The organism is Gammaproteobacteria bacterium, from assembly GCA_041395725.1.
In the GTDB taxonomy this organism is placed as follows: Bacteria; Pseudomonadota; Gammaproteobacteria; order Pseudomonadales; family Pseudohongiellaceae; genus NORP240.
The window spans coordinates 2,699,451-2,714,939 of the sequence record JAWKZW010000001.1 but is presented as its reverse complement, the minus strand read 5'-3'; the positions used below and the strand labels follow the sequence as shown (position 1 = coordinate 2,714,939).

The 15,489-nt window shown below is 54.5% G+C and carries 13 protein-coding genes and 3 pseudogenes; 4 read left to right on the top strand and 12 right to left on the bottom strand.

The window, feature by feature from the left end:
• Positions 1-19: 19 nt before the first annotated feature.
• The gene (locus R3F50_11865) at positions 20-523 is read right to left on the bottom strand and encodes a cytochrome c oxidase subunit 3 family protein (GenBank protein ID MEZ5490998.1); all 504 of its coding nucleotides are present in this window, start codon (positions 521-523) and stop codon (positions 20-22) included.
• 56 nt (positions 524-579) lie between these two features.
• Positions 580-1,002, bottom strand: coding sequence for a hypothetical protein (locus tag R3F50_11860; GenBank protein ID MEZ5490997.1), 423 nt, complete (start codon positions 1,000-1,002; stop codon positions 580-582).
• Between the two features lie 1,304 nt (positions 1,003-2,306).
• Between R3F50_11860 and R3F50_11855 the strand changes: the two are divergent.
• Both R3F50_11855 and R3F50_11850 read left to right on the top strand, forming a co-directional pair.
• A pseudogene (locus tag R3F50_11855) lies at positions 2,307-2,429 on the top strand (DUF3309 domain-containing protein).
• Positions 2,429-3,691 (top strand): annotated as a pseudogene (locus R3F50_11850) (transposase). The pseudogenes R3F50_11855 and R3F50_11850 overlap by 1 nt, the downstream one beginning before the upstream one ends.
• 424 nt (positions 3,692-4,115) lie before the next feature.
• Here the strand turns inward: R3F50_11850 and R3F50_11845 are convergent.
• The 3 genes from R3F50_11845 to R3F50_11835 are packed head-to-tail and all read right to left on the bottom strand — an operon-like array spanning position 4,116 to position 6,296.
• Positions 4,116-4,793 carry an NAD(P)H-binding protein gene (locus R3F50_11845; protein ID MEZ5490996.1) on the bottom strand — a complete coding sequence of 226 codons (678 nt, stop codon included), beginning with the start codon at positions 4,791-4,793 and terminating at the stop codon, positions 4,116-4,118.
• Positions 4,794-4,822: 29 nt separating this feature from the next.
• Complete coding sequence (locus tag R3F50_11840; GenBank protein ID MEZ5490995.1) at positions 4,823-5,353, bottom strand: NADPH-dependent FMN reductase; 531 nt, start codon at positions 5,351-5,353, stop codon at positions 4,823-4,825.
• Positions 5,354-5,393: 40 nt separating this feature from the next.
• The gene (locus R3F50_11835) at positions 5,394-6,296 is read right to left on the bottom strand and encodes a pirin family protein (GenBank protein MEZ5490994.1); all 903 of its coding nucleotides are present in this window, start codon (positions 6,294-6,296) and stop codon (positions 5,394-5,396) included.
• A 140-nt stretch (positions 6,297-6,436) separates the two neighbouring features.
• Here R3F50_11835 and R3F50_11830 point away from each other — a divergent pair, with 140 nt between their 5' ends.
• Positions 6,437-7,360, top strand: coding sequence for a LysR substrate-binding domain-containing protein (locus R3F50_11830; GenBank protein ID MEZ5490993.1), 924 nt, complete (start codon positions 6,437-6,439; stop codon positions 7,358-7,360).
• A 150-nt stretch (positions 7,361-7,510) separates the two neighbouring features.
• A pseudogene (locus R3F50_11825) lies at positions 7,511-8,143 on the top strand (transposase).
• Positions 8,144-8,345: 202 nt separating this feature from the next.
• Here R3F50_11825 and R3F50_11820 read toward each other — a convergent pair.
• From R3F50_11820 to nthA, 7 genes are all read right to left on the bottom strand, one after another.
• Entirely contained in the window at positions 8,346-9,206 is an 861-nt protein-coding gene (locus tag R3F50_11820) for a nucleotidyl transferase AbiEii/AbiGii toxin family protein (protein ID MEZ5490992.1), read from the bottom strand.
• A complete protein-coding gene (locus R3F50_11815; protein ID MEZ5490991.1) occupies positions 9,187-10,269 on the bottom strand; it encodes a type IV toxin-antitoxin system AbiEi family antitoxin in 1,083 nt (360 codons plus the stop codon). The genes R3F50_11820 and R3F50_11815 overlap by 20 nt, the downstream gene beginning before the upstream one ends.
• 466 nt (positions 10,270-10,735) lie before the next feature.
• Positions 10,736-11,434, bottom strand: a complete 699-nt coding sequence (locus R3F50_11810; protein MEZ5490990.1) for a hypothetical protein — start codon at positions 11,432-11,434, stop codon at positions 10,736-10,738.
• Positions 11,435-11,859: 425 nt separating this feature from the next.
• Positions 11,860-13,074, bottom strand: a complete 1,215-nt coding sequence (locus R3F50_11805; protein MEZ5490989.1) for a mandelate racemase/muconate lactonizing enzyme family protein — start codon at positions 13,072-13,074, stop codon at positions 11,860-11,862.
• 438 nt (positions 13,075-13,512) lie between these two features.
• Positions 13,513-13,881: a nitrile hydratase accessory protein gene (locus R3F50_11800; protein MEZ5490988.1), complete on the bottom strand. Its 369-nt coding sequence runs from the start codon at positions 13,879-13,881 to the stop codon at positions 13,513-13,515.
• Positions 13,868-14,518 (bottom strand): nitrile hydratase subunit beta, encoded by a 651-nt coding sequence (gene nthB / locus R3F50_11795; GenBank protein ID MEZ5490987.1) that lies wholly within the window; start codon positions 14,516-14,518, stop codon positions 13,868-13,870. The genes R3F50_11800 and nthB overlap by 14 nt, the downstream gene beginning before the upstream one ends.
• The gene (nthA, locus tag R3F50_11790; protein MEZ5490986.1) at positions 14,515-15,138 is read right to left on the bottom strand and encodes a nitrile hydratase subunit alpha; all 624 of its coding nucleotides are present in this window, start codon (positions 15,136-15,138) and stop codon (positions 14,515-14,517) included. Before nthA ends, nthB begins: the two co-directional genes overlap by 4 nt.
• Positions 15,139-15,489: the final 351 nt, after the last annotated feature.

Sequence of the window (15,489 nt, the reverse complement as noted above, 5' to 3'; positions counted from 1 at the left end):
GGCAAGCCCACTTTCACATTTACCTCAGCAGATAGAGTAATGGGTAAAGCATCACCCAGATCAGATCGACCATATGCCAGAAGGCAGTGACTGTTTCAACATTCTCCCGCGACGTACGCCAGCACACGAGGGCCAGCAAACCCAGACCAAAAACAACGTGCGCTAAATGAAAGCCTGTCAGCAGAAAATAAAAGCTGAAAAACGTATTGGTTTCGGGCGTCAATCCGGCCTTGAACTTATCGATATACTCCATGAGTTTCAACGCGGTGAAAATCACACCCAGAATCATGGTCAGGCCCAGAAACTGTCGACAACGACGTCGATTTGCAGCTGTAATCGATCCCAGTGCCAATGCGGCAAACAAACCGCTGGTCAGTAACACGATGGTATTCACGCCACCGATCACCGGGTCCAATAATTGCTGCGAAGCGTCAAATAGTGCGGATTGAGAGGCGCGCTGCCACGCAAACAAAATGAAAAATGCCGAGAAAACCAGCATTTCGCTCAGAATCAGCACCCACATGAGCGGGTTGCCTGGCAATCCTGACAAAGGACCCCAGTCATCCGCCACTTCACTGTTCAAACGCGCTTGCCCAAACCGAATAACCAGCTTTTGGGTGCATCGATAGCCCGGTTGGCGGTGAGTCGGTGAATGCCGACGGCGCAGCGCGCCATCATCCAGCCGATACCGACGGTGAAGAAAATGTAGCCGAATATCCAGGCGTATACCGGTTTTAGCCCCCCGATCCCGGCCACGCGCCACACAAGCAAAGCAACGACTGCCGCCAGCACGCCGAGCCAGAAAGTGCGAAACTGGAAAACCAGATGGGTATCCAGCCAGGCGGCGCCACGACCCATACGTAAAACTGCGATGAGCATACCTATCGGCGCGGTCACTACCGCCATGATACTGCCGATATAAAGCCCGTAGATGACAACGACATAGCCACGACCGGGCGTGCTCTTGTCACGGCTTTCCGCCGGTGTAAGCTCATTTACCATATCTTGCACCACGGCACCGGTATCGATCCTTACGGCTGAACTCGTCCAATGCAAATTACCTTTATCGTCGCTGACTTGTCGTAATTGGCGAACATTCGAAAGGCGATCCTGCGTTCCAATACTAGAGATTTTGCACAATGCTAGCATAGATATTGGGCACTGTAAGTGGCCGCGCTGAGACAGGAAAGAGCGGGTATGACCGGCGGGAAACAACGTAACGGCCTGGAAAATACAGCTACATCGTGGAGTTGCAACAATGCGATAGAGGTCAAGGACTTGACAGTATACCCTGTAGTGCGTGCCACGCCGGAAGTCGCAGCTTCGAGCCCTGTCCGGTCCGCGATAATAGGGTGAGACTCGTGAGGAAGTTCATTGTTGCACTGGGCGACGAAGTTATCGAACCGTTCCTGCTGCTGGAGGAAGCTAAAACTTGCCAGCTTGGTTGCTTCTTTTTTGAGGGTCGGCTCCCAGTTCTGAATGCGGGGGCCAGCGCCAAAACTATGTACCCAGCCTCACACAATCGAACGTCTTCGGCTGTATGCTGCAGCACACTCGATATTGTAGATTCGGTCAGGCCCAGGCAGGTGCGAAAGGGATAAGGGAAGAGCAAAGGCCGGATATTTCATCAAGTAGCTGGGAGGTTATCGCAGTGGCACAGGTTTGCAGGTAGATGTTCAGCTTACAAGAGTCCGCACCGGAAAAGGTATGGAGTTAGTACAAAAAACTATCTTATGGTTTGAAGTATATCGGGAGTCCAGCAGCTAATTCCGCGACTAATATAGTCCCAACAGCCGCAAGACAACCACTATAACTACGATCACACCTATGATGTAGAAAATGTTTCTGGGCATGTGTGTCTCCGGAGGCAATTTTGTCTGCCAATTATTCGTCTAGCGATTAATCCGACCAGCGGCGACCCGCCAGTTGTAAAAGCGAAACTCATGGAAAGTCTGCTACCCGAGAAAAAATCCTGTCTCGCAAACCCCTACGGTTCACTTGTTAAGCACATAGACGATAAGCATAGCTGCTTTTCACCAGTTGTACAGGCAGTATGCATCTTGGGAAAGGTTAGTATCGGCATGCCCGGCTCGCTGCGCGACCTTTGGGCACGCTTGCGCTGCTCAAGGATCAGAAGTGGCGGGCAACCGCTGGATGATACCCATGCGAACGATTACTTCTCTCAGTTTGCCGGCCATCGGTGCGATAGCGCACAGAAACGCCCTGGCATTGCGTTCATCATGGAACCTGTTGAGTGGGTCTCACTATCACAGGCCAACTAATTTCCATCACTTGAGGATATAACCATGAGCCTGGGAACAATACTTTTAGTCATTTTGATTCTGATGCTGCTTGGAGCTCTACCTGCCTGGCCACATAGCAGATCCTGGGGCTACGCACCTAGCGGAGGTTTGGGCCTGGTGGTGGTAAACGCGGGTTCTGCCCCAGTTGTGGCGCCCGCCGCATGGCCGAGACCGCCGCCCTGCTGGCCGATGAGGTATTTCCCGATGTCCCGCTTCGCCAGTGGGTCATCAGCTTCCCCTTTCCCCTGCGCTACCTGTTTGCGGCCTACCCCCAGGCCATGGGCAAGGTGCTGGGCATCGTTTACCGGGCGATCTCCACCCACTTGATCCACAAGGCCGGATTATCGCTCAGGGATGGCGCCACCGGGGCAGTAACGCTAATCCAGCGCTTCGGTTCCGCCCTGAACCTCAACATACATTTCCACATCCTGTTTCTGGATGGCGTCTATGTGTATCGCGACAATCGACCACCCCGATTTCGCCGCGTCAAGGCACCGGACAAAGGCGAGTTGGAGGAGTTGGTTCAACTGATCAGCCAACGCGTAGGCCGCTGCCTCGAGCGCCAGGGCATGCTGGAACAGGACACCGAGAGTGCCTGGCTGGACCTCGACCCCGCCGAGGATACCGATGCCATGCCACAGATCCTGGGCAGTTCCATCTCCTACCGCATAGCCGTTGGCTCACAGCAAGGCCAGAAAGCGTTCATGATCCGCACTATCCGCCCGCTGGAGCGACCTGATCCTGGTTTGGAGCGGGTCGCCAAGGCCAACGGATTCTCCATGCATGCCGGTGTGAGTTGCGAAGGGCATCAAAAAGAAAAACGTGAGAGGCTGTGCCGCTATATATCCCGCCCGGCCGTGGCTGTTCCCCGCCTGTCACTGAGCTCCACGGGAAAGGTGGTCTACACGCTGAAAACTCCGTACCGGGATGGAACGACCCAGGTGGCCTTCGAGCCGGTGGATTTCGTTGCCCGTTTGGCGGCACTGGTGCCGAAGCCGAGGGTCAACCTCACCCGCTACCATGGCGTTCTCGCTCCAAACCACCGCTGGCGTGGGCTGGTCACGCCAGCCAGGCCTGGGAAAGGCATCAAGTCTATCTCCAACGCAGAAGTCCGCACACCCGCCGAGCGCCATACCGCCATGACCTGGGCCCAGCGCCTAAAACATGTGTTCAGTATCGACATCGAGGTCTGCAGCCGCTGCGGCGGATCTGCCAGGGTCATCGCCTGTATCGAGGACCAGGACGTCATCGACCGGATCCTGGATCACCTGCGCCAGAAAGAACAGGAAACACCGACTCGGCCATTGCTGGTGCCACCGACCAGAGCGCCACCTGGGACATTGCCGCTTTTCGCTGGGAAGGATTCCAGACCAACAGCACCCCACTAGCAAGGAAGCCAGGGAAACCGCATGGCACGAGCGGTTGCGCGCGCTCGTTCAGGATTGACCAGATAGGAATGGTATGTCCAACGCCGCGAACAGGATTTTCGGGTCAATAGATGGAAACTTCGACAGGTCTGCAGGTCCGGGCAGCACAATCAGCGAGGATGTCTACTCTCGATAGGCCGTTAATATGTCCTATGCCTCCGAATGCTGAAGCGGTAAGCAACACCAATGCGTTAAAACAGCAGGTGAACGCCAATACCTGTGAATTGTTCATCAATCGCTTCATATGCAAGGTAATCCTTCCACCGCCAGGGGCGGCATTCAATCGATACTGACTCGGTTCACTTTCTCGTGCGCTGGCACTGTGCATTTTCCAAACTTCTTTCCCGAACAGGAACCTCCAGAGGAAGACGATCCGAAAGCACGGCTACGCATCGGCCAGCGCGGAACGGGATTTGCAGCTCACGATCGCTGGTGCCTTGCGGATTAATGTATCGTCTGTGAGCGCATGCACCATGAACAGGCCGAAATCCGTTCTCCGAGTGCGATTGCTCTTGAGTGCGGGATCGCCGACATGCTCGCGCCAGATGGGGAGGCCTTCACTTATACCTTCTTCAAGATCACTGCCGCGAACTACAGTCCAGCGCCTTTTGCTCTGGAATACTCTGCGACACGCCTCGACCTGGTCGTTGATATCTACGAATCGGAGCATTCGAGCAATGCAGCCGCCGACCTTTAGCATCACGAGAAATGCCGATGAGTACTCGTCTCTGCCATCTTTTGTGATGTGCCAGCCGCAGGAGAACACGAGGCGAGCCCTTTCCTCTGAATAGTCGAGGACGGCCTGGGCGGTTCCCGACGAGTAACCGTCCACGCCCCAGGGCACCAGAACAGTGAGCACGCCGTCGCAGCCTGCAACAGCCTTGCGGATCACATTCCGATCATTGGTTCGGCCAGGCACGACTTCAACACTATCACCAAAGTGTGCCAGCTTTGCTGTACTGTCGGGCCGGCAGACGCCTACCACGGAATAACCGCGATCAAGGCAATGCTTCACCATGTATTGCCCAAGTTTGCCCGAGGCGCCGACGATACAAACCTTCATTGTCTGGCCCTCCGTGCCATGGAAATCATTCAAGCCTGTTGTAGCGGTGACAGGGTTTCATCCAACTGCGCGACCAGGTCCGGGTTGGTGATCACGCCTTTGTCCCGGTCAAAGTTCTTGTAAAACTCGGGAACAGACAAAGCGGCCATCACCTCGCCCGCAAAAAAATGGGCGGATTCAGCCGCAGCGGACAACACGCTTTTCGCGCCGCCGGCACCTGGAGATGTCGACAGCATGATGATTGGCTTGTCCTGATACACCTCGCGCTTTTTGCGTGACGCCCAGTCAAACAGGTTCTTGTAGGCCACGGTATAGCTGCCGTTGTGTTCCGCATAGGAGATCAGCAGCGCATCTGCTTCTGAGATCTTATCGAGAAAGCGGGACGCGGCTTCGGGAATGCCATGGGCGTCTTCGAGGTCGCTGTTGTAAATGGGCATTTCATAGTCGTTGATATCGATGATTTCGACATCGCTTTCGGGTAGTCGTGTAGAGGCATAGCGAATCAGGTCCTTGTTGATCGACTTGCGGCTATTGCTTGCGGCGAAGGCCAGAACTTTCATGTCACTCTCCTGTTGAGTCCGTGAATAGATGTCGAGCCGGTCATTCGAGGCGGCCGAGTTTGCCGGCCGCATAGTCAGCTTCCACCTGCGCGATTTCAGCCTCGTTGCTCATGACGAAGGGGCCCTTCTGCACGAAGGCTTCTTGGACAGGCGTGGCAGTAAAGAGGGCAAAGTGGGTGGCTGAACCGCCAGTGTTCGTCAACTCGATCGCATGGGCGGCGCAAACGGAGGCGGCTTCGACAACGAGGGATTCGCCGGCTTGCAGTCTTGCTTCCCCACCGGCAACCATGAGTTCGATCTCGCCCTGGATGGCGTAGATCCAGGCGTTCTCCCCGGCCTGCAAGTCGTGGGTGAATACGGACCCAGGCCCAATCCTGCCGTCGAGAATGGTCATGGGCAGGGCAGGAGAACTCTGACCGGTGATGCCGTTGCTGTTGCCGAGCACGACGCGCACCCGATGGCCATCGGTTTCCAGGACGGGGACGTCCTGTGCCCTCACATACCGTGATTCAGGCGCATCGCGTTTCATCCGCGCCGGCAGGTTCACGAAGACCTGCAAGCCATGAATGCTCGCGCCGGTTCTGGGCGACTCATCGTGAACGGCACCCGAACCGGCTTTCAACCAGTACAGGTCGCCGGGCAGCAGGTTGAAATCGTTGCCCAATGAATCCCGGTTGTGAAATGCCCCTTCACTGTCTTCAAACAGCACCGACATAGCGGAAAGGCCAGCGTGCGGATGGGGACCAAAGGTCGGTTCGGTCATCCGGTAGTGATCGACCATCACCAACGGGTCCATCGCGCCAGCGAAATTTCGCTCGCGAAAGGTCTGTGCGACAAACCCGGCGCCTATCTCAAGGGCGTCGCCGGCTTGTGGGGCGGTGATGGCGACATTAATCGTGCCATCCGATGCCAGGTTCTCTGCAATAGGACTTGCTGCGTGCATATCAATCTCCTCCTGAGGTGTGGCGTAATCACGGTTTAGATACTATCAATGGAACGGTAATGCTGGGTAGACTCATAAAATGAAATTAACGTTCCTAATATGGAACGCTGAGCGTGCGGAGTGCAGTGGAGCAAATGGCAATGATCGACCTGAATGACTACTACTATTTTGTCCACGTTGTGGAAAAGCGGGGCTTTTCACCCGCCGCGAGAGCGCTCAATATGCCCAAGTCCCGCTTGAGCCGGCATGTATCGCAACTGGAACAGCGGCTTGATACCCGCCTGATACAAAGAACATCGCGCCAATTCAAAGTGACCGAAAGCGGCCGGGTGTTCTATCAGCATGCCCGGGCATTGGTCGAGGAGATGGAAGCCGCCGAAGCGGCGATTCAAAGCCGCAAGGAATCGTTGAGCGGGCGCGTGACCATGAGCTGCTCGGTCGGTGTGGCGCAATTTGCGCTCAAGGATCTGGTGTTTGAATTTCTGGCGAAGCATCCGAGGGTGAATCTGGTCCAGCAGGTGAGCAACCAGACGGTCGACCTGGTCTCCGCCGGGGTTGATTTGGCCATAAGAGGCCATATGGAAGCCTTGCCGGACTCGAGTATGATTCAGCGGCACCTGGCGAATGTATCCTGGCACCTGTTCGCCAGTCCCGAGTACCTGGCCCGAACCGGCACGCCGGAGTCGCCCTGTGATCTGCTCAAACGGCAGAGCCTGAAGATGGGCTGGCAGCCTGCAAGCGGCCACTGGAACCTCGAGAACATGGATGGTTTGAAAACCACCATCTCGTTCAGCCCGCAACTCTGCAGCGACGACATGAGCACATTGAAACAGGCAGCGGCGAAAGGGCTGGGTATCGTGAGCCTGCCAGCGTATACCTGCGGGGATGAACTTAATGATGGATCATTGGTGCGGGTTCTACCGGAATGGGTGGCCGGAACCGCGCAATTGAGCCTGGTTATGCCGTCTCGCCGTGGACAATCGCCCTCGGTTCGCGCTCTGGCAGATTACCTGTTGAACAATTTGAACGTGCGGATTGGTGATCGAACACGTCAGCAAGTCTGAATCATGGTGCCAGCCAATTCATCTCGGAGAAACGAAGATGTGAATTGGAGAGGCGCATCGGCGTAAAAACCCCTTTCGCCGGTTCTGCCAAATTAACTTCTTAAGGCCTGAACAACGTAGCCTATAGTCGAGCGGGTGGCCAGGGCCAATGGCTTTTCTCTCCACGCCGGGGTCAGCTGTGAGGGGAATCAGAAAGACAAGCGTGAGCGCCTATGTCGGTATATTTCCCGACCGGCCGTAGCAGTTCCCCGACTTTCATTGAGTTCGACGGGCAAGGTAGTCTACACCCTGAAGACACCGTACCGAGATGGAACGACACAGGTAGCCTTTGAACCGGTGGATTTCGTTGCCTGTCTGGCTGCCCTGGTACCCAAACCCCGCGTCAACCTCACCCGTTACCACGGCGTCCTGGCGCCGAACCACCGCTGGCGTGGGCTGGTCACACCAGCAAGGCGCGGGAAAGGCATCAAGTCCAACTCCAACGCAGAAATCCGCACACCCGCCGAACGTCATGCAGCAATGACCTGGGCGCAGCGGCTCAAGCGCGTTTTCGATATAGACATCGAGGTCTGCGCCCGCTGCGGTGGACCTGTCAGGGTCATCGCGTGTATCGAGGGCCAGAACGTCATCGACCGGATCCTGGACCACCTGCGCCAGAAGGAACAGGAAACGCCGGCTCGGCCATTGCTAGTGCCACCGACCAGAGCGCCACCTGGGGCGTTGCCGCTTTTCGCTGGGAAGGATTCCAGCACAACCGCACTACACCAGCAAGGAAGCCAGTGAATACCGCATGGCATGAGCTGTCGCGTGCACCCGTTCAGGAATGAACAGATTTGAATGGCATGCTCAACGCCGCGAACAGGATTTTCGGGTCAATAGATGGAAACTTCGAAGGGCCTGCAGGTCCAGTCAACAGAATCAGCGGGGGTGTCTACTCCCGATAGGCCGTTAGTATTTCCTATCCTTGTTTGGTGGGTCGCGAGCATTAATGCGGCACCTCTTGATCCAAGAAAGCCGCTGTAAAAATATCCAGAAGCTCAGCAGAATCTGACAGGCGATTGCCTTGCATCTGCCGTACGAATTGTTCCACTTTGTGCGCCTGGTTGAATAATTGATCCTTTAAAAACATTTTGGTTGGCGGGAGAGCAATTACACCCGCATCTCTACCGAGCTTCATAGCACTGGCCTTTGTTTCATCCCAGTCCTGAGCTTCCATGCAACCTTCTTCATAGATTGCCGCAAAAATTTCCGGGATTTTGGTATAGCTTTCGATCAGGTAGCCCAAGTCCATTGCGTCCTTTGGTTTGACCTCTACCTCGCGTTCAACCCAGGCCACCAGCTTGAGGATCGCTACACCGGCCGGGGATGCGACAGGGATAGTCATATCGGGGCTATCGCTGACCAGAACGGAAAATGCATTTTCCATGGCTTCAGTAAAGCCGAGGACGGACATGACGACCACCTGATCAGGAGGCCAACTTATGGTGCTGTCATGTGCGGCTATGCTGCCGAAGGGTACGATATCAATTTCCCAGGGCAGGTTCTGGGAGTCGCTGCGGTTCAATCTATGAGCTTTTTGTTTGTCTTGCTCAAAACCCTGCTCGATCAATTGCGCCTTCAGCGTTTCGAAATCGCCCCAGCTAGCGACATTGATACCAAAATCCACATCCCGGGTGCCGCGCTCTATGGTTGAGCCAAAGCCATGAACGAGCACCAGGTCCCGCGCCATTGCACCAACCACCAGGAAGTCGATATCCAGGCTCTTCGCCACGTCGTTGATATCGCCATACAGCGCTACCAGGCCCCGAGGCAGCTTGCCCGCGATATTAACGAAGGTATTTTTCACGAAGCCGTTTAGCCGTATCGAGATTGCGCGGGTCGCCAGTTGCCACCAGATCTGCATAGACGATTAGAGGGTGTACCAGCCCTCGGCGTACAGTCTCGCCCCCCTCTCTCCAGAAGGGCTCAATCAGGTCGATTTTGAGGTCTGTCTTTTCATCTGGCGCAACTTTCTTCAGCCGGGCATGCGTCAGGAAATCAGTCATCCGGGCTTTGCTGATGTAGATCACCGCGTCTTTGGCGTTCAGGTAGCCTGTATATTCGCCAGCGGCGATTTCCCCTCCCCAAGCTGCCTGAAACTCATCCGGATGAAGTTCCCGCCACCAGTTGGGATTGTCCGTCGTAAACGTTCCCAAACGGTGCTTGTCTCTTAACTTGTGTGGATACGCCTCTACCCATTTATCCAGCAACTGGTCGTAGTCGGCTATCCGGCGCCCGGTGCCGTCGATGTCCTCAACCAGAATACCTTGTTCGAGCAGGTCGCGAATAACCCAGCCAACGGTACCCAGCGCCACCTGAGCCTGTTCAGCGATTTCACGGTAAGGCGCGTTGATTAGCTCACGGTCTTTCAAAAATGCGCAGACAACCTTCATCCCGGCGGGCTGGAATGCTTTACCGGTTTTCGTTCTGGTTCCAGTCATGGCCTCCGGCTTGTTGCCCTTGATAAAAATGTAGGCCGGTGGCTGGTTGAGATAAGCATTACCCGCCGCATCAATATACTGAATACCGACTTCCCTTAACTTTCTCGCCATATTCGGGTTGACGTAATCTGCGATCAAAATGCCTGCATCAGGAGTGGCAAGCTGCTGCATCTGGTTAATTAGTGCGCCCATGTTGGTATGGGTTGCCCATTTCTTGATTTCGGCCAGCAATTGGGTACCGTTGCCGGGCATCTGCAGGATCGCGTCGATCTGCCTGTTACCTCTGCGCACGTCAAACTCAACAACATCGAGCTGCAGCGCGGTTTCCGCACGGAAGGCTTCTATAGCGCCGTGTAGAATGTCGTATTCTGTTTCCAGCCGGTTCATGGTGTTAAGCACATTCATAATTAAAGATGAGCGAATGTTCATAAATATACTATGTTCATTAATATCGAACAACGGGTTTTTATGAACGAATGACTGGGAGTTGGATAGATCGCGACACATAAAGTGGCACATTTGCCTAATTGCGCCAGATAGACCAAGGTGGAGCCTGCGGGAGATTTGCGGGACTTGTGGTGAAAAGTTGTGCTCTGTGGTGCAAAATACGCTGTGGGCGTTCGGATTTAAGTTAATAAAATCAATCAGTTAAAAATCTCCAGCACAATTCATAATGCTGGGGTCGGTGGTTCAAGTCCACCCGTAGCTACCATTTTATTTATTTTTTCAATAGGTTATGGAATACCCCTCCTGAGACCCGGTTTCTATTGCTGGAATTGGGTTACCTCAGGCTTACTTTCTTTTCCAATTACAATCGCCTTACAGCAAACCCCAGTGCCCCAAATCCCCTTTTGGATGTGATTACAGCACACTTTGGAAGTTATACAGGGGGCAACTATTTGAAGAGCTCTACAAACAATGCTTTTACCGGCACTCCATTTGAGACTGCGGGAATGAATTTACTGTTTCTTACATTCATCGAGGCCCTTGTAACACATGAAGCATACCCTTGCCTTCCTCCAATCGAGTCAACATCCAGTACTTCACCACTTGAACTGATTTCAGCTCTGACATGAATTCCGTCCCCCGGCATGCCTATGCAGCCCCGCCACGCTGGATAGTCATACCGTTGTGGCGCAGAGTAGTCCCGACCAAGTTTCTCCTGGCTGTAGAGGTGATTATTAACGATGAGAGTTTCTTCATCTCCGGGCGATATTACTACGGCAAAGTTGTACCAAACCTGGGTTTCAATTCCATCCACTCTAGCTGGTTCTAATGTCAGATCTTTGACCAGTCGCTGAACCGTTCGAAGCGCCTTCCTATTATTCCTTCCACGCTCCGGTTCTGATTCGCACATAAGTACCCGTACACTGCCATCGACTTCTAACCTTGTACCACACCGAACTATCAGCTCCTCACTGAGATCGTAATCAGATTCATCAAATTGTAATTTGAACCTTTCCGCACTAGCCTCACCAAATGTAGCTGGCTTAGTCTCAGTCGATGAAGCGCTGGAAACCGGAATATTTGATAACGCGAGTATTGCGAATGTGAGAATGACTACGATGTAAGGCATATACTCTTTGCTTTTCATTGTTTTTCATCCCAAAGTCCAGGATTTCTCAATTCGAGTTACAGAGCTATGGCAGTATGTTAGCCAGATTTTTCTTCCATGCTTATGCACCGCCCGCCACATTTATAGGTATACAGCCAGGTCGTCTGTTTTCTTCAGGAGCAGGCCTGTCTTTTCTCGGCAGCAGACTTTACAGGATCAATGTCCGGTACCCGGAATCACCTAACAACACAAGATCATTCTCCTTCCACGAATTGGACTATTGCACCGCTTTCCAAAGATGCTCCTCTAATTCCGGTTCGAAATCCTCAGCTTGGTTTTATAACCAGTCCCTGCGCATTACTCGGCGACTTATTTTCTGCATCAATACTTACTTTGAGTCGCAGTAAGGACAGCACCGAACAGGACACCGCGCTGCGCTGGTTGTGCGATGTCCTGACATTCGCTTAGAATTTTTCGATCAGATCAGCCCTGAACGTAACCCCGAGACCCGGGCCCTGAGGCACTTTAATAGAACCGTCTTTTTCAAGGACGGGCGGGTTCTCAAAGACCTGCCAGCCCTCAAAGATATCTGCGTGCGGCGGCTCGTGAATGAACTCTGTTATCGGGCCGTTTGGCATGGACGCGATCAGGTGGATTCCGCAAATATTGACTAATCGCCGCTCGAACGGTGCCGAGTGCGGCGAGACTTGTCTGTTGTATGCCGCCGCAAGGGTCCCGACAGTACGGGACATCAGGGGTCCTATATCGCCTATTTCCGGCATGAGGACGTCAAAACAGCCCTGTTCAAGAAGCCATCTGAACTCGTGGATGCCCCAGTTGGCCTCCGCGCCGGCCATCGGCATGGCGAGGAGCCGGTTGAGCTCCGCCAGGCGCTCGTAATCGTAACGTGGCAGCGGTTCCTCGAGCCAATAGACGTTGAGTCGTTGGTACTCCATCGCCGTGTCGTAGGCACGCTTAAAATTCCAGAGAGTCGGATCCTCCCCATTGGCGTCTGCATCACCGGGCGCCTTGTTGCCGTCGCACAGGATGTGGAAGTCATCGCCCACCGCTTCACGAACCAACTCCACGACGCGCACGTCCTCCTCCATCGTCCTGAACCCCGAACGCAGTTTGATGGCGCGCCAGCCGTCCTCTTTAAGCCCGATGGCGATTTCGACCCTATCTTCCACGGTGCCGATGCCCCACATGGCCGCGTACGGCAGGACTTTATCGCGTCCGCCGCCCCAGAGCTTGTAGAGTGGTAAATCCGTTGCTTTGCCCAGCAGATCCCAGAGCGCGATCTCTACTGAGGCTCCCCATCTGCGATGCGGGGCGTATAAAGCCGCAGCATGCTGATTTATCTCGAAAGGGTCCTTGCCCACGAGCAGTTGTTTTGCGGTCTCAAGGTTCTCTGGCGGGATACCGGGCCCGATGCCCACCAGGCCTTGATCTGTGTGCACTTCAGTCACGGTGAAATTACCAATCTGAACGTGAAGCCCTCCACGGGGAGTATCAACGCGTCGGGCGAGGATACCCTTATCTTCGATCAGCCTGATCCTGATCAAACGGACATCAGTGATTTTTAGGGGCGCCGCCTGCGCAGCCTTTGCAGCCTGCGGCAGCATCAATGGCATCGTCACAAGGCCAGGCACTTTGGTCAAGAAATCTCTTCTCTGCATCGCAGCTTCCTGTCTATAGTTAAATTAGTAGAATTACCATATGATTTTTATTGCTTTTTTACAACCACAACTGAGATCCGTCAATTATTAACCGACTGATCCTGTATAACCTTCCTGACTATTGATTTGCATGCTCGATTGACCCTTTTCGATAGTTTTGCATTAAATAGTTGACCCACTAATTGCTAGGATTCTCGCGGGATTAAGGCGTATTAAAGGAATCAAAACTAAATGCAATTGACGGGTCAGATTCCGCTGCAGATCGACAGTCCAGCCCTTGCCAAGCGCGACAACGCCGCAATGGCGCTCGACAGGCCCCGCCCGAAGAGCCCAAAATTAGTCAGAGGTTCTCTTGTTAATTCTTCATTAGACTGTATAGCATCATGAAGGCCCCTCACTCCCCCAGCAAGCCTATTTGAGAGGCTTCCTGCTAACTTCTCACTCAAGCACCACCGGCTTGCCATGTGGCGTATTCCTGAACGCCTTTCCCCAGTCTTCTTTGCGCTGTTCAAGCTGTGCCTTCCCGGCCAGTTCCTTGCGTTGCACCAGGTTCTCCAGGGCGGCTACCCAATGATAGTAATAGCGGGAGCCGTCATCTGGTTTGCCGGCCGCAGCAGCATCTTTCAGTTCCTGGCCCAGGGCTGACGCCCATTCAGCCCAGGTGAAGCGCCCAGCCTCTGTCAGCTCGAGCACCATGGCAAACGCCTGGGCCTGCCATGGCTCTTTGAAAACCGGGCCATCATCATCCAGTGGCAGCGTCGGCAGGTCTTTAAGGACAATGCCGGCCGGGATCTTAGGGGTGTTCAAGATAGCTCTCCCATAAATCAACGTAGACATAATCGTTGACGTGGCCTCTTTCCCCCCATAACTCCCGGGCAGAAAACTTCACTGTATAGACGCGCTGTGCTGTGTTGCCCAGCCGGATTCCGGATGCATCGGTGTCCTGCAGAGCATACACACCGTTGTCGCTCACGATTTCGCCGGTCTTGTCCCGCACATAGCGTGGCAGCCGGATATGGCCAACCGGGTTCCATTCACGGGTGTGCACCCTCTCGCCGGGCTGAAAGTCTGCCGGCACGACCACTTGCAGCCTTCTCGATCCCAGCGACGGAGGATCATAGGGAGAAAGCTCTGGCATAGGCACCGACGGATCGGCCCGACCTGCCTGCAACTCTTCCGGGGTCACGATACCGGTTTCGAGAGCCTTGCGTTCGTGGACGGAAAACCACTTTTCGTAATAGCTCCAACTCAGGTAGTCCGCGGGAGCGATCTGCTCCAGTGCGTAGCGAAAGCTGCCCCACTGACTCCAGCGCCCCCAGGAACCCCAGCTCATCAGCAGCCCATAGACCCTGCCCTCCCAGGGGGCGTGAAACACCGGCTCGTCCGGTTCTATTTCCAGGGCACCCATGTTGTCCATCCCACCCATGTCGTGAATGCTGTTCATGCCGGGCCTCCTGCTGAAACCGAGCCAACGCCGACCATGGCATCTCTGGTCACCAGGTCAGCCAGTTCCTCTTCACTCAGGCCGTCGGTACCGGCAGGCCGTTCAGGCAGCACCAGATAGCGCATCTCGGCGGTGCTGTCCCAGACCCGCACTTCCGTGTCGTCATCCAGCGCCAGGCCGAATTCCCGTAGCAGGCCACGGGGATCGATCACTGCACGGGAGCGGTAAGCTGCCGACTTGTACCAGCGAGGCGGCAGACCCAATACCGCCCACGGGTAACAGGAGCACAGGGTACAGACCACCAGATTGTGAACCCCGGGCGAATTCTCCACCACCACCATATGATGAGCTTCGGGGCCCAGGAAACCCATCTCGCCGATGGCTTCAGTACCGTCTGCCAGCAGTCGCTGCTTAAAGTCCGGGTCGGACCATGCCCGAGCCACTACCCTGGCGCCATTCTGCGGCCCCACCTGGTTCTGGTAACGTTCGACGACTTCGTCTATTGACGCAGAATCAATCAGGCCTTTCTCACTCAGTACAGTCTCCAGCGCCCGCACTCGCAGGGCGATGTCGGGCGGCACATCCTGATGATCATGGTCGGTATGTTCGTCTGCTGCCATACCCTTGCTCCCTGCAATTGTCGCCGCCCCAATAGCGGTGGTGGATGCCGCGCTCTTTATAAACTTTCTGCGAGTCAGCTTTTCTTTGTCTGGATGATCCATTAACAGCCTCTTGCCTTTCTTTTTATCCGGCAGTTATTGCCCTGGTCCCGGCAGCATGTATCTGACTCTTCCGAGCGTGCTTTAGCATAGCAATTGGTCAGGTGCTTACAAGAAGCACAAAAGGTATCTCCGAGCCCGGGTAATGTCCAGATATGTGAATGATAGGCCACAGTAATTCGTGCAAACAGGTTCAATTCTTCAGAAGATCCCAGGTTATCAGCTTCTGGTTAGCCGCAAGGCAGTGAAAAC

Excerpts from the sequence above, each read along its gene's own strand:
- R3F50_11860 (MEZ5490997.1), bottom strand. The coding sequence starts at position 1,002 with ATGGTAAATGAGCTTACACCGGCGGAAAGCCGTGACAAGAGCACGCCC.
- R3F50_11805 (MEZ5490989.1), bottom strand. The coding sequence starts at position 13,074 with ATGCAGAGAAGAGATTTCTTGACCAAAGTGCCTGGCCTTGTGACGATG.
- R3F50_11815 (MEZ5490991.1), bottom strand. The coding sequence starts at position 10,269 with ATGAACATTCGCTCATCTTTAATTATGAATGTGCTTAACACCATGAAC.
- R3F50_11835 (MEZ5490994.1), bottom strand. The coding sequence starts at position 6,296 with ATGCACGCAGCAAGTCCTATTGCAGAGAACCTGGCATCGGATGGCACG.
- R3F50_11845 (MEZ5490996.1), bottom strand. The coding sequence starts at position 4,793 with ATGAAGGTTTGTATCGTCGGCGCCTCGGGCAAACTTGGGCAATACATG.
- R3F50_11865 (MEZ5490998.1), bottom strand. The coding sequence starts at position 523 with ATGTGGGTGCTGATTCTGAGCGAAATGCTGGTTTTCTCGGCATTTTTC.
- R3F50_11830 (MEZ5490993.1), top strand. The coding sequence starts at position 6,437 with ATGATCGACCTGAATGACTACTACTATTTTGTCCACGTTGTGGAAAAG.
- nthB (MEZ5490987.1), bottom strand. The coding sequence starts at position 14,518 with ATGAACAGCATTCACGACATGGGTGGGATGGACAACATGGGTGCCCTG.
- R3F50_11840 (MEZ5490995.1), bottom strand. The coding sequence starts at position 5,353 with ATGAAAGTTCTGGCCTTCGCCGCAAGCAATAGCCGCAAGTCGATCAAC.
- nthA (MEZ5490986.1), bottom strand. The coding sequence starts at position 15,138 with ATGGCAGCAGACGAACATACCGACCATGATCATCAGGATGTGCCGCCC.
- R3F50_11810 (MEZ5490990.1), bottom strand. The coding sequence starts at position 11,434 with ATGAAAAGCAAAGAGTATATGCCTTACATCGTAGTCATTCTCACATTC.